This is a genomic window from Sideroxyarcus emersonii (assembly GCF_021654335.1).
Classification (GTDB): domain Bacteria; phylum Pseudomonadota; class Gammaproteobacteria; order Burkholderiales; family Gallionellaceae; genus Sideroxyarcus; species Sideroxyarcus emersonii.
The window spans coordinates 2,599,181-2,622,977 of sequence record NZ_AP023423.1 but is presented as its reverse complement, the minus strand read 5'-3'; the positions used below and the strand labels follow the sequence as shown (position 1 = coordinate 2,622,977).

General features: G+C 58.2%; 23 protein-coding genes and 1 riboswitch. Of the genes, 10 read left to right on the top strand and 13 right to left on the bottom strand.

All coding sequences use genetic code 11. From position 1 onward, the window contains the following. Positions 1 to 5 precede the first annotated feature (5 nt). From L6418_RS12820 to L6418_RS12810, 3 genes are read left to right on the top strand one after another with little or no spacing between them, the layout of a single operon-like run. Positions 6 to 1,406 (top strand): undecaprenyl-phosphate glucose phosphotransferase, encoded by a 1,401-nt coding sequence (locus L6418_RS12820; protein WP_237247314.1) that lies wholly within the window; start codon positions 6 to 8, stop codon positions 1,404 to 1,406. 44 nt (positions 1,407 to 1,450) lie between these two features. Continuing rightward, on the top strand, positions 1,451 to 3,253 hold the full coding sequence (locus L6418_RS12815; protein ID WP_237248744.1) for a nucleoside-diphosphate sugar epimerase/dehydratase: 1,803 nt from the start codon (positions 1,451 to 1,453) through the stop codon (positions 3,251 to 3,253). A gap of 2 nt (positions 3,254 to 3,255) precedes the next feature. Continuing rightward, positions 3,256 to 4,014, top strand: a complete 759-nt coding sequence (locus L6418_RS12810; protein WP_237247313.1) for a glycosyltransferase family 2 protein — start codon at positions 3,256 to 3,258, stop codon at positions 4,012 to 4,014. Between the two features lie 75 nt (positions 4,015 to 4,089). Here the strand turns inward: L6418_RS12810 and L6418_RS12805 are convergent, their stop codons facing one another. Together L6418_RS12805 and L6418_RS12800 are read right to left on the bottom strand one after the other, a co-directional pair. Next, complete coding sequence (locus L6418_RS12805) at positions 4,090 to 4,929, bottom strand: glycosyltransferase family 2 protein (RefSeq protein ID WP_237247312.1); 840 nt, start codon at positions 4,927 to 4,929, stop codon at positions 4,090 to 4,092. A gap of 2 nt (positions 4,930 to 4,931) precedes the next feature. Beyond that, positions 4,932 to 5,927, bottom strand: coding sequence for a bifunctional 2-polyprenyl-6-hydroxyphenol methylase/3-demethylubiquinol 3-O-methyltransferase UbiG (locus L6418_RS12800; RefSeq protein ID WP_237247311.1), 996 nt, complete (start codon positions 5,925 to 5,927; stop codon positions 4,932 to 4,934). Between the two features lie 64 nt (positions 5,928 to 5,991). On the opposite strand from L6418_RS12800, the gene L6418_RS12795 reads away from it, so the two are divergent. Genes L6418_RS12795 through L6418_RS12780 form a run of 4 tightly spaced genes read left to right on the top strand, consistent with a single transcriptional unit; the run spans position 5,992 to position 9,840 of the window. Beyond that, positions 5,992 to 7,053 (top strand): glycosyltransferase family 4 protein, encoded by a 1,062-nt coding sequence (locus tag L6418_RS12795; protein WP_237247310.1) that lies wholly within the window; start codon positions 5,992 to 5,994, stop codon positions 7,051 to 7,053. Then, entirely contained in the window at positions 7,050 to 8,288 is a 1,239-nt protein-coding gene (locus tag L6418_RS12790) for an O-antigen ligase (RefSeq protein ID WP_237247309.1), read from the top strand. The genes L6418_RS12795 and L6418_RS12790 overlap by 4 nt, the downstream gene beginning before the upstream one ends. Positions 8,289 to 8,332: 44 nt before the next feature. Further along, positions 8,333 to 8,929 (top strand): class I SAM-dependent methyltransferase, encoded by a 597-nt coding sequence (locus tag L6418_RS12785; protein WP_237247308.1) that lies wholly within the window; start codon positions 8,333 to 8,335, stop codon positions 8,927 to 8,929. Continuing rightward, positions 8,926 to 9,840, top strand: a complete 915-nt coding sequence (locus L6418_RS12780) for a glycosyltransferase family 2 protein (protein WP_237247307.1) — start codon at positions 8,926 to 8,928, stop codon at positions 9,838 to 9,840. Before L6418_RS12785 ends, L6418_RS12780 begins: the two co-directional genes overlap by 4 nt. Before the next feature lie 2 nt (positions 9,841 to 9,842). On the opposite strand, the gene L6418_RS12775 is transcribed toward L6418_RS12780, so the two are convergent. Together L6418_RS12775 and L6418_RS12770 are read right to left on the bottom strand one after the other, a co-directional pair. Next, entirely contained in the window at positions 9,843 to 10,847 is a 1,005-nt protein-coding gene (locus L6418_RS12775) for a hypothetical protein (RefSeq protein ID WP_237247306.1), read from the bottom strand. A 1-nt stretch (position 10,848) separates the two neighbouring features. Next, positions 10,849 to 12,336: an MBOAT family protein gene (locus L6418_RS12770; protein ID WP_237247305.1), complete on the bottom strand. Its 1,488-nt coding sequence runs from the start codon at positions 12,334 to 12,336 to the stop codon at positions 10,849 to 10,851. 114 nt (positions 12,337 to 12,450) lie between these two features. Between L6418_RS12770 and L6418_RS12765 the strand changes: the two genes are divergently transcribed. Beyond that, positions 12,451 to 13,272 (top strand): symmetrical bis(5'-nucleosyl)-tetraphosphatase, encoded by an 822-nt coding sequence (locus L6418_RS12765; protein WP_237247304.1) that lies wholly within the window; start codon positions 12,451 to 12,453, stop codon positions 13,270 to 13,272. 73 nt (positions 13,273 to 13,345) lie between these two features. Here L6418_RS12765 and infA read toward each other — a convergent pair whose 3' ends face one another. The 9 genes from infA to gcvT form a co-directional block, all read right to left on the bottom strand. Next, the gene (gene infA / locus L6418_RS12760; protein ID WP_013030991.1) at positions 13,346 to 13,606 is read right to left on the bottom strand and encodes a translation initiation factor IF-1; all 261 of its coding nucleotides are present in this window, start codon (positions 13,604 to 13,606) and stop codon (positions 13,346 to 13,348) included. A gap of 100 nt (positions 13,607 to 13,706) precedes the next feature. Further along, positions 13,707 to 13,913: a cold-shock protein gene (locus L6418_RS12755; protein ID WP_237247303.1), complete on the bottom strand. Its 207-nt coding sequence runs from the start codon at positions 13,911 to 13,913 to the stop codon at positions 13,707 to 13,709. Between the two features lie 181 nt (positions 13,914 to 14,094). Then, complete coding sequence (locus L6418_RS12750) at positions 14,095 to 14,982, bottom strand: fructosamine kinase family protein (RefSeq protein ID WP_237247302.1); 888 nt, start codon at positions 14,980 to 14,982, stop codon at positions 14,095 to 14,097. Positions 14,983 to 15,024: 42 nt separating this feature from the next. Then, the gene (locus L6418_RS12745) at positions 15,025 to 15,603 is read right to left on the bottom strand and encodes a VOC family protein (RefSeq protein ID WP_237247301.1); all 579 of its coding nucleotides are present in this window, start codon (positions 15,601 to 15,603) and stop codon (positions 15,025 to 15,027) included. A 147-nt stretch (positions 15,604 to 15,750) separates the two neighbouring features. Continuing rightward, complete coding sequence (locus L6418_RS12740) at positions 15,751 to 16,689, bottom strand: carbohydrate kinase family protein (RefSeq protein WP_237247300.1); 939 nt, start codon at positions 16,687 to 16,689, stop codon at positions 15,751 to 15,753. 39 nt (positions 16,690 to 16,728) lie between these two features. Continuing rightward, positions 16,729 to 17,250, bottom strand: coding sequence for a thiol peroxidase (gene tpx, locus L6418_RS12735; protein WP_237247299.1), 522 nt, complete (start codon positions 17,248 to 17,250; stop codon positions 16,729 to 16,731). A gap of 143 nt (positions 17,251 to 17,393) precedes the next feature. Beyond that, entirely contained in the window at positions 17,394 to 20,252 is a 2,859-nt protein-coding gene (gene gcvP, locus L6418_RS12730) for an aminomethyl-transferring glycine dehydrogenase (RefSeq protein WP_237247298.1), read from the bottom strand. A 103-nt stretch (positions 20,253 to 20,355) separates the two neighbouring features. Then, on the bottom strand, positions 20,356 to 20,745 hold the full coding sequence (gcvH, locus tag L6418_RS12725; protein WP_237247297.1) for a glycine cleavage system protein GcvH: 390 nt from the start codon (positions 20,743 to 20,745) through the stop codon (positions 20,356 to 20,358). Positions 20,746 to 20,764: 19 nt separating this feature from the next. Further along, the gene (gcvT, locus tag L6418_RS12720) at positions 20,765 to 21,850 is read right to left on the bottom strand and encodes a glycine cleavage system aminomethyltransferase GcvT (RefSeq protein ID WP_237247296.1); all 1,086 of its coding nucleotides are present in this window, start codon (positions 21,848 to 21,850) and stop codon (positions 20,765 to 20,767) included. A gap of 269 nt (positions 21,851 to 22,119) precedes the next feature. After that, a riboswitch (glycine riboswitch) is annotated at positions 22,120 to 22,208 on the bottom strand. Positions 22,209 to 22,242: 34 nt separating this feature from the next. Between gcvT and L6418_RS12715 the strand changes: the two genes are divergently transcribed. Continuing rightward, positions 22,243 to 23,253 carry an NAD-dependent epimerase/dehydratase family protein gene (locus L6418_RS12715; RefSeq protein ID WP_237247295.1) on the top strand — a complete coding sequence of 337 codons (1,011 nt, stop codon included), beginning with the start codon at positions 22,243 to 22,245 and terminating at the stop codon, positions 23,251 to 23,253. Between the two features lie 73 nt (positions 23,254 to 23,326). Then, positions 23,327 to 23,794: a DUF2269 domain-containing protein gene (locus L6418_RS12710; protein WP_237247294.1), complete on the top strand. Its 468-nt coding sequence runs from the start codon at positions 23,327 to 23,329 to the stop codon at positions 23,792 to 23,794. The last annotated feature ends 3 nt before the right edge of the window (positions 23,795 to 23,797 follow it).

Sequence of the window (23,797 nt, the reverse complement as noted above, 5' to 3'; positions counted from 1 at the left end):
TTTAAATGCCTTATCGCAAAGGAATGATTCGCCAACACGGCAGCGAACTGAGCGTTTTCCATCGCATGCTGGATGCCGCAATCATCCTGACTGCTTTATGGGTTTCTGCAAAAGGATACGGAGTTTCTCCGGATCTTCATTATCAACTGGCGGGAGCAGTTGCGGTACTTGGTTTTTTATTTTTTGCAGAGTGGCACACCCTGTATAGTTCCTGGCGAGCTGACTCGGTCGGGCGTGAGATGTGGGTACTCATGTCAATATGGATACTGGTCTGTTGTGTGCTGCTTGCCCTGGCATTCATTAGCAAATCTTCGGTGCATTTTTCCCGGGTGACGATTCTTGCGTGGTGGGCAACGACGCCGATCCTGCTTGTTACGGAGCGGTTGCTGCTGCGCGTTGTGCTACGGCGGTTCCGCAAATTGGGTTTGAATACACGTTCAGTGGCCATTGTGGGGGGCGGGAAGGCCGTCACACAGATCGCTGATGCCATCATGAACTCTCCGTGGATGGGTTTGAGTATCAAAGGAATATACGACGATGCTGACGCCCCCCAACGTGAGCAAGCAGCAAATCTGCTGCCGCGGGACTTAAAGACGTTGTTGCAACAGGTGCATGAGGGACAGATCGATTGCGTTTATATAGCCTATCCGATGCACCAGGAAGAAAAAATAAGTCATCTTGTAGATATGCTTGCCGACAGCACAGTATCGGTTCACATCGTTCCTGATGTCTTCGTTTCGGAGTTGTTCCACGCACGCTGGTCAAGCCTGGGTGGCATGCCGGTTGTAAGTGTCTTTGAAAGTCCAATCTATGGAAGCAACGCGTTCTTGAAAAGATTGGAAGACGTTGTTATGGGCAGCCTGATCCTTTTGCTGATATCCCCGGTGATGCTGTCGATTGCACTGGCCGTGAAGCTGACCTCTCCAGGCCCGGCCATTTTCAAGCAAAGACGCTATGGCCTGGATGGGAAGGTGATCGAGGTGTGGAAGTTCCGCAGCATGTCCGTGCTCGAAGATGGGCCAAACATTCCGCAAGCCCAGAAGAACGACCCTAGAATAACCCCGTTAGGGGCATTTCTGAGAAGAACTTCCCTGGATGAACTTCCGCAATTCATCAATGTGCTGCAGGGAAGAATGTCGATTGTGGGGCCGCGACCTCATGCAGTCGCACATAACGAGCAATACCGCAAATTGATTCATGGCTATATGCTGCGCCATACGGTCAAGCCAGGAATAACTGGATGGGCACAGGTAAATGGCTGGCGCGGCGAAACCGATACCATGGAAAAGATGGAGATGCGGGTGAGGTACGATCTGGAATACATCAATAACTGGTCGATAATATTCGACCTGAAGATAATATGGATGACCATTTTTGGCGGGATGCGCGGTAAGAACGCATACTGATCTTGCTAGGATATCTCAGGAAAAATTTCCGTTCTTTACTGGCCATGCTGCACGATCTTGTTGCAGCGGGTTTTGCATGGTTACTCGCCTATTTATTGCGATTCAACTTTGAGCTGCCGGCAAATTTCATTGCAGAAATCTGGCATACCTTGATTTGGGTGGTGGTGCTGCAAGGCATCGTATTTTGGCGCTTCGGTTTGTATCGTGGCGTATGGCGTTATGCCAGCGTGAATGATCTCAGGCGCATTCTCTGGGCAGTGATCGTGGCGGCAGGCGCTATCCCCCTGTTGTTCTGGATGTTGCGGATGACGGTCGTGGTTCCCCGTTCCGTACTGGTTATCTATCCGATATTGCTTTTGCTGATGATGGGCGGCGGGCGCTTGATCTATCGTCTTTGGAAAGAGCAGGCATTGTTTGCCGATATCAAACTTCACGGCGAGCCGGTTTTGATATTGGGGGCCGGTGATGCGGCCGTCAACCTGGCCAAGGAATTGGCACGCAACCCCTTATGGCGTGTGGTTGGATTCCTGGACGACGATGAAGGCAAGATCGGGAACATGCTGAACGGTGTGCGGGTATTGGGGAAGCAGGAAGAGCTTGTCCATTGGGCAAACAAGTTGAGCGTGAATCAGGCCATCATTGCAATGCCTGAATCAACCCACAGCCAGCGCAAACGAGCCATCGAATTGTGCAATCAGGCTGAAATCAAGGCATTGACCGTTCCTTCGTTCGATGATCTGCTGAGCGGCAAGGTGACGTTGTCGCAACTGCGGGCAGTGGAGCTGGAAGATTTGCTGGGACGCGATTCAGTGCAATTGGACAATGCCGGCCTGCAAGAACAATTGACTGGCAAGGTGGTATTGGTGACAGGAGCCGGGGGCTCGATCGGCTCTGAGCTGTGCCGTCAGATCGGACGATTCACCCCCGGGAAATTGGTGCTATACGACGCCAATGAATTTGCGTTGTACAACATACAACAAGAGCTGGATGGAACATTCCCGCAGCTGGAAATAGCTTATTTGGCAGGCGATGTGCGCGACGATGTGCGGCTGGAGCAGGTATTCAGGGAGTATAGGCCCAACGTGGTATTCCATGCTGCTGCCTACAAACATGTGCCATTGATGGAGCGGCACAACGCTTGGCAAGCGGTACGCAACAATGTGTTCGGAACCTGGCGCGTGGCAAGTTGTGCACAAAGGCATGGCGTAGAGAAATTCGTGCTGATTTCCACCGACAAGGCAGTGAATCCAACCAACGTGATGGGGACTACCAAGCGTATGGCGGAGATCGTGTGCCAGGGTCTGCAGAAGCCCGATGGTACGCGTTTCGTCATTGTGCGTTTCGGCAACGTGCTCGGCAGCAACGGCAGCGTGATTCCAAAATTCCGCGAACAGATTGCCAAGGGGGGACCGCTTACCGTCACGCATCCAGAGATTACACGTTTTTTCATGTCCATTCCCGAAGCGGCACAACTGGTAATGCAAGCGGGCTATATGGGCAAGGGCGGCGAGATCTTCGTGCTCGATATGGGCGAGCCGGTGAAGATCGTCGACCTGGCGAAGGATATGATTCGTCTTTCAGGTTTCAATGAGGGCGATATCAAGATCGAATTTACCGGTCTGCGCCCCGGCGAAAAACTGTATGAAGAGGTATTGGCTGATAGCGAGCATACGCTACCGACGCCTCATCCCAAGCTGCGTATTGCCCAGGCGCGTCAGGTTGCCGCCGGCGAACTGCAGGCGATGCTGGATTGGGTGAATTCGGATGCGGCAAATGATGATGTTGTTGTACGTGAGCGTTTGCGGCACTGGGTGCCGGAATACACGCCGACGCTGAACGGGCGTTAAACATGCCGACGCTATCCGTCATTATCATCACCAAGAACGAAGCCGCCAACATCCGCGATTGCCTGCAATCGGTGGCCTGGGCGGATGAGCTCATCGTCGTGGATTCCGCCAGCAGCGACGATACCGCTGACATTGCTCGTGCAATGGGCGCCCTGGTATATGCGCATGCCGACTGGCCCGGTTTTGGCCCGCAAAAGAATCGCGCACTCGGCTATGCGAGCCAGGATTGGGTGTTTTCCATCGATGCGGACGAGCGGGTGACGCCAGAGCTGCGCGCCGAGCTCGAACAGGCAATGCGCACAGGCAATGCCGACGGCTATTACTGCCCGCGCCTGTCGCAGTTCTGCGGCAAGTTCGTGCACCATTCCGGGTGGTATCCGGATTACGTGCTGCGCCTGTTCAAGCGCGGTACAGGCAGGTTTTCGGATAGCCTAGTGCACGAAAGCGTGCTGCTGACAGGCGGCACGAGCAAGTTGAAAAATCCTTTGCTGCACTACAGCTATCTCACAGTGAACGATGTGGAACGCAAGATCGAGCATTATTCTTCAGCTGCAGCAAAGCAGATGTTTCAGTCCGGCAAGCGTGCCGGCTGGTTGCGGGCGATTCTGAGTGCGTGGTGGGCGTTCGTGAGGACTTATATCGTGCGGTTAGGCGTGCTGGATGGCAGTGCGGGATGGAACATTGCCCGCATGAATGCGCGTACGACTTACCTTAAATATCGCAAGCTGGCTGCGCTGAATGCCGAGGGGAAGTTTCAATAATTCGTCATTCCGGCGCAGGCCGGTGTGACGAAATCTGAAATATTTTGAGGTGCAAAGCATTCGGCGCGGGTGTTGTTACCCCAGCGCGCGCTTCAAGCGGCTGCGAAACAATTGCCAGCGCAACTCGCGAGTGTCTTTCGGTTCTTCCAGTACCAACCCTTGCGCAGCCTGTCCACGCCGCAAGTAATAGCGGTCGAACACCGACTGGCGCATGCCCCACTTGTGCAGGAACTGTTTGCCGCCGTCGTTCTTCTTCACCTTGCCAGTCGATTTGCACTGGAAGTGATAGACCAGCGAATTTCCCACGCCGAGAAACACGCGGCAGCCCGCGTGCCACAGCTTCATGGAGAAGTCATTGTCGCTGCTCATGCCGGGTGAAAACTCGCTGCTGTAACCGCCGACCTTGAACCACCAGCGCTTGCTTACCAGCGTGGGCGGCCAGGTCGCCCCGTTCCAGTCGGCCTTATGCTGCTGCGGCAATTCGGCCAGTAGGCGCGTTTCGTCGAAATTTTCGGCATCGCTGCCGTAATCGCGCACGATCACACAGGGGTTGTTGGTTTCGCGCGGTTCGATCATGGTGCCGGAAAGCATGAACAGGTCGGTATCCAGTTGCTTGAGCTTGTTGACCAATGCCGTATCCCAGCTGGGACAGCAATACATGTCGTCGTTCAGGTACAGGATGTAATCCTGGCTGGCATGCATGGCCGCTTCGTTTACCGCCAGGCAGATGCCGACGTTCTCGGGCGAGGCGGTATGGGTGATGCCTTGCTGGCGCACCCATTCCAGCGAACCGTCGCTGCCGTCGTTGACGTGCACGATGATCTGGTGGGGGTAGGCGGAATTCTGCCGGATGCTGCGTATGCACAGCTGCAGCAGCGCGAGGTTGTTCCAGGTCGGGATGATGATGGAGAACATGGTTATCCGTTCTGAAGGGCGGGTTTGCGTGCGCGGATCAATACGTTTTGCCCGGTATGGGGTTGAATGGCTTGTGTATGGTATTCCTGCAGTTCCTTGTCATAGCTCCAGATCAGCAGCTTGAGTTCGTTCAGCCATGAGAATGGGCTGGATTGCTGATTGCCGCGGCTGACGCGGTAGACCACGGCAGCACCGGCAGAGTAGGTGCTCGCCTCGGCCACGTCGAAGCCGGCGCGCCGGGTGAGTTTCTGCAGCGATTCAACAGTGAACAGGTGCAAATGGCGGGGTGCTTCCCAGCCGCGCCAGAAAGCGCCGAACTCGGTGGCGCCGAGGCTGAGTGCGTTGGGGGTGGTCATGACCAGCAGGCCGCCCGGCTTCAGGATGCGCAGGCACTCGCGCAGCGTTGCCTGCGGGTCGTACAGGTGCTCGATGGTCTGGCTCATGGTGATCACATCGAAACTGTCGGCAGGCAAGGCACATTGCGACAGATCGCCAACGTGCGTTCTGATGCCGTAGCGTGAGGTAACCTTCCTGGTCGCTTGTTCATCGAAATCGGTGCCTTCGACCTGCCAGCCGCGCTTTTTCATCCTGTTGAGGAAGCGGCCGCCGCCGCAGCCTACGTCGAGCAAACTGCCGGCAGGCTCCCGGGATAGCGTCATGAAGCGCAGATAGTCGGCTTCCCGTTTAAGTCCGTTGGCGACCCACAGCGGCAGCAAGCCAAGCCGAATAAGGCGATGAGCCAGGCTCAGCGTGGACTTGGCCAGGCGATGGCCGGATTTGCGCGTATGCGTGTGGTAGGTGGCATAGGCTTTCCAAAGTTCGTGCGGCGGGGGGGCGGGGTCCAGCCAGTACACTCCGCATTCCGGATTGCTGCAGCGCTGGAAACCCCATGTACCCGCCAGATTGCCGTCAGGATCGGCGATGCCTGATTGAACGAGTTCACCCTTGGAACCGCACAGGTCGCATAGAGGGCGGGGTTCGCTTGTTATACTATCCATATTTCGTGGTTCGAATGGGTCGACAGGCGCATTCTATAACGGCGACCCAATATTTAGAGGCAGGATGAAGATAATTCACATCGTACGGCGCTACGGGCCGGCAGGCGGGATGGAGCGCTACGTTTGGGAGACCACGCGCGAACTCGCCAGACTCGGGCATGAAGTGCAGGTTTTATGCGAGACCTGCGTGGCCGAGAAGCCGACAGGAATAGCGGTACACGAGCTGGGTACGATGGCCTATCGCCCGCGCTGGCTCTATTACTGGCGCTTTGGCCGGCGCGTGGAAAAATGGCTGCGCGCTCATCCGCAACCGGGCTGGGTCATCCATAGCCACGAGCGCGTCGGGGTGCACGATGTCACCACCTTTCACGGGCCGCCGTTCGCGACGGTGCGCGACAAACCCTGGTGGAAGCGGATTTCGCTGCGCGTGGCGATGCAGCTCTATATGGAACGGCGCGAATTGCGCGTGGCGCAGAAGATTGTGCCGAACTCGGAGATCATCGCCAGGCAGCTGGCGCATTACTATCCCGAATATGCGCACAAGATTACCGCTCCGGTCGTGCCCGGCGTCCTGCCTGGAGTGATGCGGGCGCCGCATCCAGTGCCACACGATGGCGGCATCATCGGATTCGTGGGCAGGGAGTGGCAACGCAAGGGGTTGCCGCTGGCAGTCGAGATTGCTGCGCAACTGCGACGTGATCGCCCGAAGTTGGAAATGTGGGTGATCGGGCCCGACGAACGCGAAGTGCAGCATTTGTTCTCAGATTGGCGGGGTGGCTATCGCCTGCTGGGATGGCGCACTGACAATGCGCATTTCCAGGATATCGACGTGCTATTGCATCCGGCGAAAGCGGAACCATACGGAATGGTCATCACAGAGGCGATGGCGGCACGGGTGCCAGTGGTCGTTTCGGATGCATGCGGGGCGGCTGCACAGGTGGATGACGGTGCTGGGGCAGTGATACCGCTCGGTACGGCGCTTCAACAATGGACGCTGGCAGTATCTTCCCAACTGGATAGACCCCAAGCTTCAATGGCATTCGTGCGTGGCTGGGATGTGGTTGCGAAGGAATATGAGACAATTTACCGTATCTGGTTGCCAACAAATCACGCATCAAAAATATGAAAAATTATTTGATAACAACCCGCAGTATCCAGGCCATCCTGTTCGCATACCCTGTCTTGTTGTTAACTGTAAAAGGCGGCATGGGTACCGGGTTCATTTTGTTGGTTGCGCTCTCCGTTTACCTGATGTTTTGTAATGCAAGCAGCGGCATCCGGCAAAACATGGATCGCGACCTTGTCCTGTTCGGTGTGTCAATGAGCGCAACGATCATCAGTATTATGCTGAGCCAGTTTTATCATTTGAGCGCCAATGCGCGCGATTTTGACTCGGCATCCAGATTCCTGTTTTCCATTCCGATATTTCTTGTGTTGAGAGAAACAGACTATAAAGTGTTCAAGCCCCTGCAATACGGACTTGCTGTTGGCGCGATCCTGATCGGTTTCATCATAGTGATCTCCGGACAGAAAATGATCGCATCGACATATTTTCTTATCCACATCCATCTTGGTGACCTGGCGCTCATGCTGGGCTTCCTGTCGGTATTCAGTATCAACTGGATGCAAAAGGACTCTCATTTCGTCGTGATATTGAAAGTGATCGGATTGGTGGCTGGTCTTTATGTCTCGATGGTTTCAGGTGCACGCGGAGGATGGGCTGCCATCCCCATTTTCCTGCTTATCTGGATACTGTTGTCCCCAAATTTCAAAAATGGCCTGGTCATCAAGTTGATCATTACAGTTGCAGCGATGATTTTCGGTTCTGTGGTCGGCTATATGACGATTAATGTGGTGCACGTTCGTATGGACGCAGCCATCCACGATTTGACGGCGGTCACTCCGGATACTTCGCTCGGCATACGATTCCAGCTTTGGAAAGCCGCTGTTCAGTTATTTATGCAAAATCCGGTTTTTGGAGTGGGCGCTGACGGATTTGCTTTGGCAATGGACAGAATGGCGGATTCGGGTGTTGTAACCAGAATGGCAGCAGATATAGGAAAAGGCGAAGTGCATAGCTATTACTTTGCTACGCTGGCTCGTTACGGAATTGCAGGAATGATATCGCTCGCCTTGCTTTTTTTCCTCCCGATGAGGATGTTCTATAAGGCATCCTCATCGCAATACCAGTTTCACAGGGTGGCAGCGAGAATGGGACTTTGTGTGGTACTGGGCTTTCTTGTATTTTGTATTACCGTGGAAATGTTCAATTTGAAAATGATTGCGACTTTCTATGGGATGACTGTGGCAGTGCTGCTGTCTGCTGCAACCAATCGCACTGTTGGAAAAGTTGCCAACTAAGAATATGCAATATAACTACTACCTGCTCGAACAAGAAGGAAATCATGTCGAATCATCTTGATCTGGGTTGCGGTACCAATCCACAAAACCCATACCATAGGGCAAATTTATTTGGCCTGGACATTCGAGACGATGCTCAAGAACTGCTTGCGCAACGCGGGATCGGCATAAGGAAAGCGAATCTGATCTTTGAAAAGATTCCGTTCGAAGATAATTTCTTTGAAAGCGTCTCTGCGATTGATTTTTTGGAACACGTGCCGCGGCAGATTTGCCTGGGAAGTTCGAATGAAGTCGTTTATCCGTTCATTAACCTGATGAACGAGGTTTGGCGGGTCCTCTCCCCCGGTGGAAGGTTTCTTGCAGTCACTCCGGCATATCCTTCACCGTTGTCTTTTGCAGATCCGACCCACGTCAATCACATCGCCCGGGGGACCCATGAATATTTTTGCGGTGAACATCCTGCCGGACATATTTACGGGTTTCACGGCCGATTCATTGCGCATATAGCAAAACTGTCGGCACCAACGAACTACAGGAACATGCCGCATGATCCCGTGAAATCGGCGATTCGCGATTTGAGCAGGCGCTTGACGACGAATGGATTGCATCACATGGTATGGGAACTTGAGGCGGTAAAATGATCAGTATCGTCATTCCCAGCTGGAACAACCTTCCCTATCTGAAACTTTGTGTGGAAAGCCTGCAAAGGCATTCCAGCTTTGAGCACGAGATCATCGTCCACCTGAACGACGGTTCGGATGGATCGCTGGAATGGGTCAAGGCGCAGGGTATCAAGTATACGCAGTCGGCCAGGAACGTCGGTGTCTGCCTCGCGGTGAATCATGCGGTGGCGCAAGCGAAGCATGACTGGGTGTTGTTCATGAACGACGACATGGTGGCGGCGCCGGGCTGGGATACGGCCTTCACTGCGGCGATCGAATCGCTGGATACGGATCTGGCGTTGTTCTTCGGTACGCTCATCCAGCCGGAGATCGGAGGCAGCGAAGTCATCATCAAGCAGGATTTTGGTACAACGCCGGCCGATTTCGATGAAGCGAAGTTCCTGCAGGGCTACATGGCGGATGGGCGTGGCGACAAGGAGGGTGCGGCTTCGCAGCCGACGCTGTTCCACAAGAAATGGTGGAACATGGTCGGCGGATACAGCCTGGAGTATTCGCCCGGGATGAGCAGCGACGACGATCTGATGATGAAGTACTGGGTGGCCGGTTGCCGCAATTTCCGCATCGTCGGTGCTAGCCGTTTCTACCATTTCGGCTGCAAGAGTACCGGTCGGATCAAGCACAATCTGGGGGGGCGCATCTTCGTGATGAAGTGGGGTATCACCCAGATCGAATTCCATCGCCTGTACCTGCCTTCGCTCAGGAATCCGGATGGCGGCAAGACTGCGGGAAACCCACACAATTGCGTGCGTTCTTCGTGGCTGGGCAAGTTGCGCCGCATCGGCTATGCCCTGCGCTACAACTATCCTTTGCAGGATATTGAGGCTTGGGATCCCATGCCGGGAAGCTGCGAGTGGAGCGAGGGAAGCTGATGTTATTGATGCTGTTGTTGCTCCATCGCCTTGAAAATTTCATTGCCCATTAACAGGTATCCTGTGGTCGAGAAGTGCGTGTTGTTTGCCGGGTAAAGATCGATGGTCTTCGCCTGGATTGCCTGTTGAGTCATGTGCAGCAGATTGGGGGCATGGAATCGCTGTTCTGCCATGTTCCAGAATTGCTTGCCCGGATAAAGATAGCTCGTAGATTTATTGGGCACAAAAACCCAGATCGGCGTGATTCCGACCAAGCGGTGGTTGAGGATCTCGATGTCTTGCAGCGCGATGTCGCTTACCTCCTCCGGTTTATCCAGTGTGTAAAAGAGTGAATCGTTGCAGCGCAGGTGGCTAAATAGTCCGCAACCGTTCGCTACTCGTTCCAGCTGGACCTCGTTTGGCAGTAGCCAGCGCTTGAAATTCGCAGATTGCTGCAAACGCTCATATTGCAGGACGTGCAACTGTGTTTGAATGCCCGTGGAGAGTTTGCCGGCATAGTTGCCTCGGTTTATATCGAAATCAACGATCGGCGGATAACGGGGGGCATCGGTTTTTAAGTTTGGATGGTATTGCATCTGCTGGCAGGCAACCGATTTATTCAGGTCATCCACCAGATTGCGTTCGATAGATTCGAGTACTACATATCTGCCAGTGAAGCCTTGTGCGCGTAGCCAAGGCATGAAGTCGGCGCAGATGCCGCGCATACTGTCCCAGGATTCGGTGCGCACTTTCAAGCCATGCTGCGTCAATATGGTTTGCCAGACGCGGCTTTCGGAGAAGCTATCGCCTATGACCAGCACATCGGCGCTTTTCATCGTGGCTTGCTGCATCCACTTCATATCCAGCTGTGGTTGCGGTTTGGTCCAGCCGAATAGCGATTCGGGCAGGAGGGCCATGCGTGTCAGTTCACCTTGGAAAGTTGCCATTGGCAAGAAGTAGAAGGCTACTGCGCCGTAGCCCAGTAGTACGGTGAACACGAAGATGGAAAAATACTTGGCGTGTTTCATGTCAGAACTGGAAATAGAGGAAGGGGCTGTAGCTGCCGAACTGATCTAACACCAGATAAAGCAAGCCGAGAACGACGACAGCTTGAAGTGCGGCGAGCAGTGCACTGTTCTTGATAAAACGGATGTGCGTTGAGTTCGGCAACAGCCATACCCAAAGCAACCCAGGTACCAGCAAGCGCAGCAGGTCGCGACCCGACATATCAGTCAGTAACAGCAGGTTGCCATGGATGACCGCATCGAACGGGATTGGCCGGGCCGCGATGCCGAACATCGCTTTCAGGATGACCAGTGCCTGTTCCAGGTTGCCCGCGCGGAATACCACCCATGCAGCCACGACGGCGATGAAGGTCAGTGTGCCGCCAGCCAGCGCACCCAGCCAGTTCGGGATCCAGCGCAAGTATTTCTCCGACACGAGATCGCGCCACAGATTGTTGATGACGAGATAGGCACCATGCAGCGCTCCCCAGATCACGAACGTCCATCCTGCGCCGTGCCACAGTCCACCCAGCAGCATGGTCGTCATCAGGTTCGCGTAGCGGCGCAGCTTGCCGTGACGGTTGCCACCCAGCGGGATGTACAGGTAATCGCGCAGGAAGGTGGAGAGCGTGATGTGCCAGCGTCGCCAGAATTCGATGATGCTGGTCGATTTGTATGGAGAATTGAAGTTGATCGGCAGGTGGATGTTGAACATCAATGCGATGCCCAGTGCCATGTCGGTGTAGCCGGAGAAATCGAAATAGATCTGCAGCGTATAGGCGAGCGCTCCCGACCATGCTTCGTAGATCGTGGGCAACATGCCGGTCGTCATGCCGTGCTGGGCGCCGTCGAAGATGGCGGTAGCGAACGGAGCGATCGAATCCGCCCACAGTACCTTCTTGCACAGCCCCAGCGTGAACAGCAGCAACCCGGTGGCGACATGGTCCCAGTTGATGCGATAGGTAGAGTTATGCGCGAACTGGGGCATCATGTCCTTGTGATGCAGTACCGGCCCGGCGATCAGGTGAGGGAAGTAAGTGACGAACAGCACGTAATGCACGAAGTTGTATTCCTTCACCTTGCCCTGGTAGGTATCGACCAGGAAGGCGATCTGGGTAAAGGTGAAGAACGAAATGCCCAGCGGCAGGATGATGTCGCCCAGCGACAGGCTGGCCCCGGCCAGGCTGTTCACGCTGGAAAGGAAGAAATTGGTGTACTTGAAATAGCCCAGCAACAGCAGGTTGGCCGTCAGTGCAAAGACCAGCAGCTGTTTCTTGCGTGCCGCAGCCTGTTGCACGCCAGCCTTGGCGATCCACATGCCGAAAGCGTAGTTGCAGATGATCGAGCCGAGCAGCAGCCCGACATAGGCGGGGTTCCAGTAACCGTAGAAGAACAGCGACGAGATCGCCAGCCAGGCACCCGCATAGGCATGGTGGATGCGGGCCAACTGATAGAAGCCCAGCAACACGACGGGCAGGAACAGGAAGATGAAACCGTAGGAGTTGAATAGCATCGATCAGCTTTTGGCAATGCAGCCAAAGGTTGGCAGGTTGGATGGAGTCGGTTTCATCGAGGCTTCGGAAATTTCTGTTACTCTATTTTACAGACAAACGGGCGGGAACAAGAAATGGCGGTCTATGCCGTAGGCGATATCCAGGGGTGTTACATCGAGCTGCAGCAGATGCTGGAGCAGATACGCTTCGATCCTGCGCAGGACAGGTTATGGCTGGTGGGCGACCTGGTCAATCGCGGGCCCGGTTCGCTGCAGGTGCTGCGCCTGGTCAGATCGCTGGGGGATAGTGCGATCACCGTCCTCGGCAACCATGACCTGCACCTGTTGGCTGTGGCCGAGGGCGCGGCGGAACTGCACCGGACCGATACGCTGGATGAGATATTGGCTGCGCCGGACCGTGACGAACTGCTTGCCTGGCTGCGCCAGCAGCGCCTGGTCCATGCGGAAGGGGACTACATGCTGGTTCATGCCGGCCTGCTGCCGCAATGGAGTGTCAAGCAGGCGGCCAGTCTTGCCCGCGAGGTCGAGGATGCGCTGCGCGGCCCGGATTACGCGACTTTTCTCGCACGCATGTACGGCAATACCCCGCATGCCTGGGATGACGACCTTGCCGGCTACAAACGCCTGCGCGTCATCGTCAACGCCTTTACCCGCATGCGCATCTGCACCCTGCAGGGTGAGATGGAGTTCAGGTTCAAGGGAGAAGTGGAACACATCCCGGAGGGCTACCTGCCCTGGTTCGAGGTGCCCGATCGCAAGAGCCGGAAAGCCACGGTCATTTTCGGCCACTGGTCTGCCCTGGGGCTGAAAGTCATGCCCAATGTCATCGCCCTGGATACCGGATGCCTGTGGGGCGGGCCGATGACCGCCATCCGGCTGGAAGACCGCCAATTATTCCAGGTGAGCTGCAAGAACCCGGTAGCGCAGAACTGGTAGGGCCGGGAGAGGGCAGATCGCACTGCTTCGGCAATCTCCAGGCGGCCCCGGCCGGAACGATGTTGAGGCGCCGTCAGAATCGGCGTTTCTGTTGCGGGACCGCGGGACCGCGGCCTTCGATATGGCGGAACGTGATGCGTCCCTTGCTCAGGTCGTAGGGCGAGAGTTCCAGCGAGACCTTGTCGCCCGCAACGATGCGGATGTGGTGTTTCTGCATCTTGCCCGCGCTGTATGCGATGAGTTTGTGCCCGTTGTCGAGCGTCACGCGAAAGCGCGAATCCGGCAGGATTTCGTCCACCACGCCGTTCATTTCAAGCAGTTCTTCTTTGGCCATGGCCAATCCTCCTGGGGGATTCGGAAACAAAAAGCCCGGCAGGTGCCGGGCTCATAGTTAGGACTGACGGCATGGCGATGCGCCATGCCTGCCTGACCATTTATTCCGCTGCGCGGATGTTCGCTGCCTGCTGGCCTTTGGGGCCGGCAACGACGTCGAAACTGACTTGCTGTCCTTCGGCCAGGGTCTTGAAACCCGAGCTCTGGATCGCGGAAAAGTGGGCGAAGAGATCATCGCCGCCATTGGATGGGGTGATGAAGCCGAAGCCCTTGGAATCGTTGAACCACTTGACTGTACCTGTTGCCATTTTGAATCTCCTGTAAAACTGATAAAGGGGGCAAAGCCCCACGCTAGGGCGAAGTTCAAGACGGCAAGAAGATGAAGGAAGGATTACCGCAGAATACGGAGACTAACCAGACAACCACGACAGACTTGAGGATCGCGGAACGCACTATGGACTGTATCGGGGAGAATAGCAAACGAAATATTCAGGCGGTCGCGGCCAACAACCTTTGCATCATCTGTTCGGCCTGGCGCGCATATCCGCCGCCGAACAGGTTGGCGTGGTTGAGGATATGGTAGAGATTGTACAGATCGCGGCGTTCTGCGTAGCCGTCATCCAGCGGCCAGGCGGCGCGATAGGCGGCATGGAAGTCCGCGCCGTAGCCGCCGAAAAGTTCCGTCATCGCGAGGTCGCACTCGCGGTCGCCGTAATAGGCGGCGGGGTCGAATATCGTGGGTGTGCCATCCGCCAGATAGGCGTGGTTGCCGCCCCACAGGTCGCCGTGCAGCAGCGCGGGCCGCGGTGCATGACCGGCAAAGAAGACGGGCAGCGTTTCCAGCAGTTTCTCACCGAGGCTTTGCAGTCGGCCGCCGTAGCCGTTCTTTGCCGCAAGCTGCAACTGGAACCCAAGTCGATGCTCGCGCCAGAAGGCGGTCCAGTCTGATGTCCATTTGTTCGGCTGCGGCGTACTGCCGATGAAATTGTCGCGAGCGAAGCCGAACTGGCCGTTCGAGCAGCGATGCAGTGCGGCGAGTTGTTCGCCGAGCGAACGCGCATCGCCGCGCGGGTTCAATGCCAGATACTCCAGCACCAGATAGCTGTGGCCGTCCGCGATGCCGTGCGCTATCGGGTGCGGCACGCGCAATGTGCCGGTGGCGGCGATGGCGTCCAGTCCGGCGGCTTCCGCCACGAACATGGAATGATGCCGCTCCTCGTTGAGCTTGAGGAAATAGCGTGCGCCTTCCGTACCTTCCAGGCAGAACGTTTCATTGATGTCGCCGCCGCCGACCCGGGGCGCATTGCGCACCGTGAACGGGCGCTCCGTTGCATCGCTGATGGCGCCGGAAATCAAAGTGAAGAGTTTGGCTTGCATGGGATAAGTCGTGCTGCTTGCAAGGGTGGCGCCGTGAGCGCTTCACTCCCTGAACCGCAGATCGCCGTGTTCGCTGAAGTCGAACATCGGGCCCCATGCCACTTCCCAGTAATGCCCGTCCGGGTCGCTGAAGTAACCGCTATGGCCGCCCCAGAAAGTATCCTGCGGCGCTTTGGCGATGTGGGCACCTGCCCTGGCGGCATGGGCGAAGATACTGGCGATCTCATCCTTGCTGCGCGCGTTATAGGCCAGGGTGAAGCCGCGGAAGGCGGAGCGGGCAGAAGCGCCTGCCGGTCCCGCAGCATGCGCGGGCATGAGGTGCGTGCTGCCGCGTCGCCCCGCCACGTATGTGCCAGTCGCTTCGCTGCGGGCGCCTTGTACCAAGGGTGTTTGCGGAGGTTCTGCAAGATGTCCCGGCCGCGGCGCAGGCATCTCGATGCCGATATCCTCGGCAAGTTTTTCCAGCGGGTACAGCGAAAGCCACACGCCGGGCAGCGGGATGAAGGTAACGCCTTCGTATTGCGTGATGGGCGGCGTCGAGAAGATCTCGCGATAAAAGTCGGTGGAGCGGGCAAGGTCGGATACGCCCAAGGTGATCACAGTCATGCGCGGGATCTTCATGCTGCCTCCTTTTCCTGTCATTCCGGCGCAGGCCGGAATCCAGCCAATTAACAAACCCCGTGAAGCGGACATCAACAATCGTGCTTTGTCTGCTACGCAGAATTATTGATTAACTGGATTCCGGCCTGCGCCGGAATGACGCAACTTCTACAACGCGATGCGGGAACCGAAATGCTGTTTGTACAGATCGGCCAGTTCGGCGCGCGAGTACTTGTGGTTCTGCCCGCCGCGGCTGGCGATCTTCAGCGAGCCCATCAGCGAGGCCAGGCGCCCCGTGGTTTCCCAGTCCCAGCCCTGCTGGATGCCGTGCAGCAGGCCGGCGCGATAGGCGTCGCCGCAACCGGTGGGGTCGACGATGGCCTTGGGCTTCGGCGTCGGGATGGCGATCTGCTTGCCGTCGGCGTAGATCAGCGAGCCGTCGCCGCCTAGCGTGACGATCAGCGCGTTGACGCGCTGCGCGATCTCGGCCAGCGTCTTGCCGGTCTTGTCCTGCAACAGCTTGGCCTCGTAATCGTTCACCGTGACGTAGGTGGCCTGTTCGATGAAATCCATCAGTTCGTTGCCGGAGAACATCGGCATGCCCTGGCCCGGGTCGAACACGAAGGGGATGCCGGCCTCGGCGAAATCGCGCGCGTGCTGCAGCATGCCGTCGCGCCCGTCCGGCGAGACGATGCCGAGCGTGGCTTCCTTCGCGTCGGCGACATGGTTGAGGTGCGAGTACCCCATCGCCCCAGGGTGGAACGCGGTGATCTGGTTGTCGTCGAGGTCGGTGGTGATGAAGGCCTGGCCGGTGAAGTTTCCCGGTACATGGCGGATATGCGTCTGCGGCAGGCCGAGGTTCTCCAGGCGTTGCGCGTAGGGGGCGAAATCGTCGCCGACCGTCGCCATGATCAGCGGATGGCCGCCCAGCAGTTGCAGGTTGTAGGCGATGTTGCCGGCACAGCCGCCATATTCGCGGCGCATTTCCGGCACTAGGAAGGCGACGTTCAGGATGTGGATCTGTTCGGGCAGGATGTGTTTCTTGAACTGGTCCTTGAACACCATGATGGTGTCGTAGGCCATGGAACCGCAAATCAATGTCTTCATGTCGTCTCGGGAAATGGGCGGGTTGGTAAATGCTGCCGTCTATCGTAATACAGCAAGTGCTGCGTCGTAATCTGGTTCGTGCTTGATGTCGTCCACCAGCTCGGCGTGGATGATCCGGTCCTTGTCGTCGAGCACCAGCACGGCGCGTGCCGTCAGTCCGGCCAGGGCGGTGTCGGCGATCTTCACGCCGTAATTGCGCATGAAATCGCGGCCGCGCATCAGCGACAGCGTGACGACGTTCTGCAGCCCTTCCGCCACGCAGAAGCGGCTCATCGCAAACGGCAGGTCAGCCGAGATCACCAGCACCACGGTGTTGTTCAGCTTGCCGGCGGTCTCGTTGAACTTGCGCGTGGAAGTGGCGCACACGGCGGTATCCAGGCTGGGCACGATGTTGAGCACCTTGCGCTTGCCGGCGAAGTGCTGCAGCGAGACATCCTTCAGGTCCTTGTCGACCAGCGTGAAATCGGGTGCTGCCTGTCCGACGGCCGGGAAGGTACCGAACAGGGTGACGGGTGCGCCGCCGAGGGTGGTGGCGGGTTTTTCATTTTTTTCTTTGGCCATGATGTGTCTCCTAGAGTTTCCGTCATTCCGGCGAAGGCCGGAATCCAGTTTGATAAAACAGGCCCTCGCGCAGCGAGGACAAAATTCAAAAGCATATTGAATAAACCCGCTGGATTCCGGCCTTCGCCGGAATGACGGGGCAATCAGATGTAGCTAGATATCGGCGGGCAGGAACAGATCAGGTTCTTGTCGCCGTATACATTATCCACCCGCGCGACGCTCGGCCAGAATTTATTATCCCGCACCCAGGGCAGGGGGAATGCCGCCTGTTCGCGCGAATAGGGACGCATCCAGGAATCTGCCACCACGGCCCTGGCGGTATGCGGCGCATGCTTGAGGATGTTGTCTTTCTTGTCCGCCTTGCCGAGCAGCACCTGGTCGATCTCGCCGCGAATCGCGATCATCGCCTCGCAGAAACGATCCAGTTCGGCCTTCGATTCGCTTTCGGTCGGCTCCACCATCAGCGTGTCCACCACCGGGAAGGAAGTGGTCGGCGCATGGAAGCCGAAGTCCATCAGGCGTTTTGCGATGTCCGCCACTTCGATGCCTGCATCGCGCTTGAACGGGATGCAGTTCAGGATCATCTCGTGTGCGCAACGGCCGTTCGCGCCGCTGTACAGCGTGGGGTAGTGGTCCTTCAGCGATTCCTTGATGTAGTTGGCGTTGAGGATTGCCATCCGGGTTGCTTCGGTCAGGCCCTTGCCGCCCATCATCTTGATGTAGCCGTAGGAGATCAGCAGGATCAATGCGCTGCCGTAGGGCGCTGCGGATACCGCATGGATGCCCTGCGCGCCGCCGACCTTGACCAGCGGGTGCGATGGCAGGAACGGCGCGAGGTGCGCGGCCACGCCGATGGGGCCGGCGCCCGGTCCGCCGCCGCCGTGCGGGATGGCGAAAGTCTTGTGCAGGTTGAGGTGGCACACGTCGGCGCCGATGTTGCCGGGGCTGGTGAGGCCGACCTGCGCGTTCATGTTGGCGCCGTCCATGTACACCTGGCCGCCGTTGGCGTGGATGATCGCGGTGATGTCCTTGATGCTTTCTTCATACACGCCGTGCGTGCTGGGGTAGGTCACCATCAGGCAGGACAGGTCTGCCTTGTGTTCTTCCGCCTTGGCGCGCAGGTCGTCCACATCGATGTTGCCTTTGCTGTCGCACTTCACCACCACGATGTTCATGCCGCACATCGCTGCGCTGGCGGGGTTGGTGCCGTGTGCGGAGGCGGGGATCAGCACCACGTTGCGCTGCTCCTCGCCGCGCGAACGATGGTACGCCTGGATCACCAGCAGGCCGGCGTATTCGCCGGAGGCGCCGCTGTTGGGCTGGAAGCTCATCTGCGCGAAGCCGGTGATCTCGGTCAGTGCCGAGTTGAGTCCCTCGATGACCTCCTGGTAGCCCTCGGCCTGTTCCAGCGGCACGAAAGGATGCAGGTTGGCGAACGCGGGCCAGGTCAGCGCCAGCATCTCGGAAGCCGCATTGAGTTTCATGGTGCAGGAACCCAGCGAGATCATCGAGTGCGTCAGCGACAGGTCCTTGTTCTCCAGCCGCTTGATGTAACGCATCATCTCGGTTTCGGAGTGGTAGCTGTTGAACACCGGATGGCTCAGGATGGCCGATGACCGCGGCTTCGCGAGCAACGTCTGGGCGGAGATCTGCACCGCGGCAAGCGTCGGTGCGGTCTTGCCCGCAGCCTGTGCGAATACCGCGAGGATGGCGTTGAGGTCATCGACCGAAGTGGTCTGGTCGAGCGAGATGCTCAGTCCGTCGCCGGTGTAACGGAAGTTGATCCGGGCTGCCTCGGCCAGCGCATGGATCTTCACGTTGTCGGTGTGCATCAGCTTCAGCGTGTCGAAGAACACGCCTCCGGCCAGGGTGTAGCCCAGCTTTTTCAGTTCGCCTGCCAGCGCCACCGCGGACTGGTGCACATGGCCGGCGATGCCGCGCAGGCCTTTCGCCCCGTGATACACCGCGTACATGCTGGCCATGATCGCCAGCAGCGCCTGCGCAGTGCAGATGTTGGAGGTTGCCTTCTCGCGGCGGATATGTTGTTCGCGCGTCTGCAGCGCCATGCGCAGGGCCGGGTTGCCGTCGGCATCGACCGACACGCCGATGATGCGCCCCGGCATCGAGCGCTTGTGCGCATCGCGGCAGGCAAAGTAGGCGGCGTGCGGGCCGCCGTAGCCCATCGGCACCCCGAAGCGCTGTGTCGAGCCCAGCACCACGTCGGCGCCCCATTCGCCCGGCGGCGTGAGCAGCACCAGGCTGAGGATGTCGGCCGCGACCGCGATGGTCATGCCATGCGCCTTGGCGCGCTTCACGAAATCGGCATAGTCGTGCACCGCGCCGTCGGCGGTCGGGTATTGCAGCAAGGCGCCGTACAGCTTGTCGTTCAGCGTCACGGCCCGGAAGTCGCCGATCACCAGTTCGATGCCGAGCGGCCTGGCGCGCGTCTTCAGCAATTCGATGGTCTGCGGGAAGCATTCGTTCGACACGAAGAAGCTGTTCTTGCCCTGCTCGGCGGCTTCGCGCGAACGCAGGCCGTGCAGCATGGTCATCGCTTCAGCGGCGGCCGTGGCTTCGTCCAGCAGCGAGGCGTTGGCGATCTCCATGCCGGTGAGGTCGATGATCATGGTCTGGAAGTTCAGCAGCGCCTCCAGGCGACCCTGCGCGATCTCGGCCTGGTAAGGCGTGTAGGCGGTGTACCAGCCGGGGTTCTCCAGCACGTTGCGCTGGATCACCGGCGGCACCACGGTGTCGTAGTAACCCAGGCCGATGTAACTCTTGTACAACTTGTTCTTCGCCGCGACGCCGCGCAGATGCTGCAGGAAAGCGTGTTCGCTCATGCCATCCGGCAGATCCAGCGGTTTCTTCAGGCGGATGGCGGCCGGCACGGTCTGGTCGATCAGCGCGTCGAGCGAGGGCGCGTTTATTTTTTTCAACATGGCCTGCACGTCTTGCGTGCTCGGACCGTTGTGGCGATTCACGAATTGTTCAGTGTTGTTCATGGCGGGCTTGGGAATATTGGAGAATCAAGAGCAATTTGCCACAGAGTCCGCAGAAATGTCCGCTTGGGTATTTCTCTGTAGTCTCTGTGGCTACTTTGGGGGTTTAATGCGCTTCGCTGTCGACGACAGCCTGGTAAGCAGTCGCATCCAGCAGCGCAGCGACATCCGCCGCATTGTCCGGTTTCATCTTGAAGATCCAGGCGCCATACGGGTCGCTGTTGATGGCTTCCGGAGCGGAATCCAGCGCGCCGTTGGCGGCGGTCACCGTGCCGGACACGGGGGCATACACGTCGGCGGCGGCCTTCACCGATTCCACCACGGCGCATTCTTCCTTGGCTTTCAGCTTGCGCCCTGTGGCAGGCGCTTCGACGAACACCATGTCGCCCAGCAGTTCCTGTGCATGCTGGGTGATGCCGACGGTGATGGTGCCGTCGGCTTCGGTTTTGACCCACTCGTGGGAGGCGGTGTATTTCAGGTTGCTTGGGTTGCTCATGGTCATGTCCTCAGAAAAATTAAATCAAGCCCTTGCCGTTGCGGGCAAACGGATACTTCACTACTTTTGCATTCAACAATTTGTCGCGGATCTCGACATGCACGGTGTCGCCGATCTGCACGCCGTTCGGCACGCGCGCCAGCGCGATGGATTTCTCCAGTGTGGGCGAGAAGCTGCCGCTGGTGATCTCGCCGTCGCCGTGTGCGGTCTTGACGTGCTGATGGCCGCGCAGCACGCCGCGATCCAGCAGCACCAGGCCGACCAGCTTCTTGCTCGGCGGGTTTGCCAGCAAGGCGGCCTTGCCGATGAAATCGCGTTCGCTCTTCAGGTCCACGGTCCAGCCCAGGCCTGATTCCAGCGGGCCGACCGTCTCGTCCATGTCCTGGCCGTACAGGTTCATGCCCGCTTCCAGGCGCAGCGTGTCGCGCGCACCGAGGCCGATGGGCTTCACGCCTTTTTCCGCAAGCGTGTTCCAGAAGAATGTCGCGGCCTTGGCCGGGAGCATGATCTCGAAACCGTCTTCGCCGGTGTAGCCGGTGCGCGCGATGAACATCGCGCCCATTTCCACGGCGCTGAAAGGAACCAGGCCTTCGCTCAGTTCCCGGCTGCCGGGCAGCGCTTCCCATACTTTCGCGCGGGCATTCGGCCCTTGCACGGCGATCATCGCCAGTTCGGGATGGTCGGCGATGTCCAGTGCGGGCGCATGAGCGGCGGCTTGCGCCTTCATCCACGCGATGTCCTTGTCGGCAGTGCCGGCGTTGACCACGATGCGGAACCATTCTTCCGTCATGAAGTAGACGATCAGGTCGTCGATCACATGGCCGTCCGGGCGCAACATCGCCGAATACAGCGCCTTGCCCGGCATGGTCAATTTATCCACGTTGTTGGCCAGCAGGTAACGCAGGAACTTGCGCACCCCGGCACCTTTCATGTCGACCACGCGCATGTGCGAGACGTCGAACATGCCGCAATCGTTGCGCACCTGGTGGTGCTCGTCGATCTGCGAACCGTAGTTCACCGGCATGTCCCAGCCGCCGAAATCCACCATCTTGGCGCCCATGGCGCGGTGGGATGCATTCAAGGGAGTCTGTTTGAGAGTCGTCATTTGATACCTCTGTAATTTTGTTTTCCGGGTGAATCGCTACGTCGCGTGCTCGCTCATTCCTTGCCTACCAGTTACGGTATGTCTCGTCATTCGCTGCGCGGCTCCTTGCGCTTCATCCCGCAAAACGAAATTCCAGGGGCATCACGCAACAAATGAAAAAGGCGCGGCACAAACTGTGCAGCGCCCCATCTGTCCTTGATACCTGAGAGATTACGGATGAACCGTGTGCCCCTTCGGTGGTCGGGCTGGCCGACGCTCTCCAGATTCGCCTGTTCCGATTGGTTCTTGAGCCTGAGCGGTTACGGGTGTTGCGCCTTCGGCGGTGCCATGGATCGGCACGCTCTCCCAGTCGGTTTCAACGGCGGGTCGGATTATGCCGGAATCAGGCCGGTTTGCCAAAGACCTCGAAACGGCCGGTCGTACCGCTGTTGACCGGGATAACCGGCATTGGTACGGTGCTGCAATGCGAGCGCTGGCGGCCGGTTCCTGTGGCTGCGGCCGGGCCGGAATCGATACAAGTCATGGAGGTCATGGACGATATGAGGATACTCATCTGCGGGGCCACCGGATTCGTCGGCAGGCATTTGACGGAGGCGCTGCGGCAGGCGGGGCATGAGGTGATACGTGCCGTGCGCAAGCCCGTGGACGGGCAGGACATCGCAGCGGACTTTCGCAACGACACCAGCAGGGAGCGCTGGCTGGAGCGACTCAATGGGATCGACGCAGTCATCAATGCGGTCGGGGTGCTGCGCGACAGCCGGGATAATCCCATGCAGAAACTGCATCGGGAGACACCGCTGGCCCTGTTTGCCGCTTGCGCCGAAGCGGGGGTCGGGCGCATCGTGCAGATCTCGGCGCTGGGCGTGGACAGCGGGATCGGTACGGCTTATTTCACCTCCCGCCTGGCGGCGGAGCATGCGCTGAGTCGACTGCCCGCTGCCACGCGCTGGCTGTGTTTGCGTCCCTCGGTGATCTATGGGGAAGACGGTGCCAGCGCGCGCATGTTCCGGTTATTGGCCGGCTTGCCGATCCACGGTCTGCCGATGGGCGGCAGGCAGACATTGCAGCCGGTGCACATCGATGACATTTGCGCGGCGGTCGTACGCTGGCTGTCCGATGCCGCGGCATCCAGCCAGCTCGTCGCCGCAGTTGGGGCAGAGGCTGCCACCATGCGGGAAATGCTGGATAGCTACCGGGAACAGTTGCATCGTCGCCCGGCATTGCATGTGGCGATACCTGCTGCGTTGGTCCGGCTGGCGGCCAAGATCGGCGACCGCATACCGGCGAGCCCGTTGTGCAGCGATACCCTTGCCATGCTGGCTGCAGGCAACACGGCTGACCCTGCCGCTTTCGCCGCGCTGCTCGGGCGTCCCCCGAGAAGCTATCGCGGATTCATCGAATGAACGGGGGGTGCGTCATGCAGACTATGGCGCGCTCGTCTTGTCGCCTGCCGCCGGGACGCGAAGTGAGGCTGGCGTGAGCGCCTACTTGCTGCTCAAGTGGCTGCATATCGTTTCCAGCGTGGTGCTGGTCGGGGTCGGATTCGGCAGCGCGTTCTATCTTTATTTCATCCATCGCACCCGGAATGTCACGGCAATCGCAGAAGTGCTCAGGCTGGTCGTGCGGGCGGATTACTGGTTCACCTCACCTGCCGTCGTCATCCAGCCGGTCACCGGAATTGCCATGGCGTCGATAGCGGGGTACTCGTTGCTGGAACCTTGGCTGGTGGCAACCTGGGCATTGTTTGCCGTCGCTGGCGCGTGCTGGTTGCCGGTGGTCTGGCTGCAGATCCGGATGGCCGCAATGGCAAGGGCGGCAGCGGACAATGGCGCGGACCTGGGGCCGCAATATTGGCGTTATGCACGCATCTGGGAACGGCTCGGCATGGTGGCTTTCCCGGCAGTGCTGGCGATTTACGGATTGATGGTGTTCAAGCCCGCCTGAGGC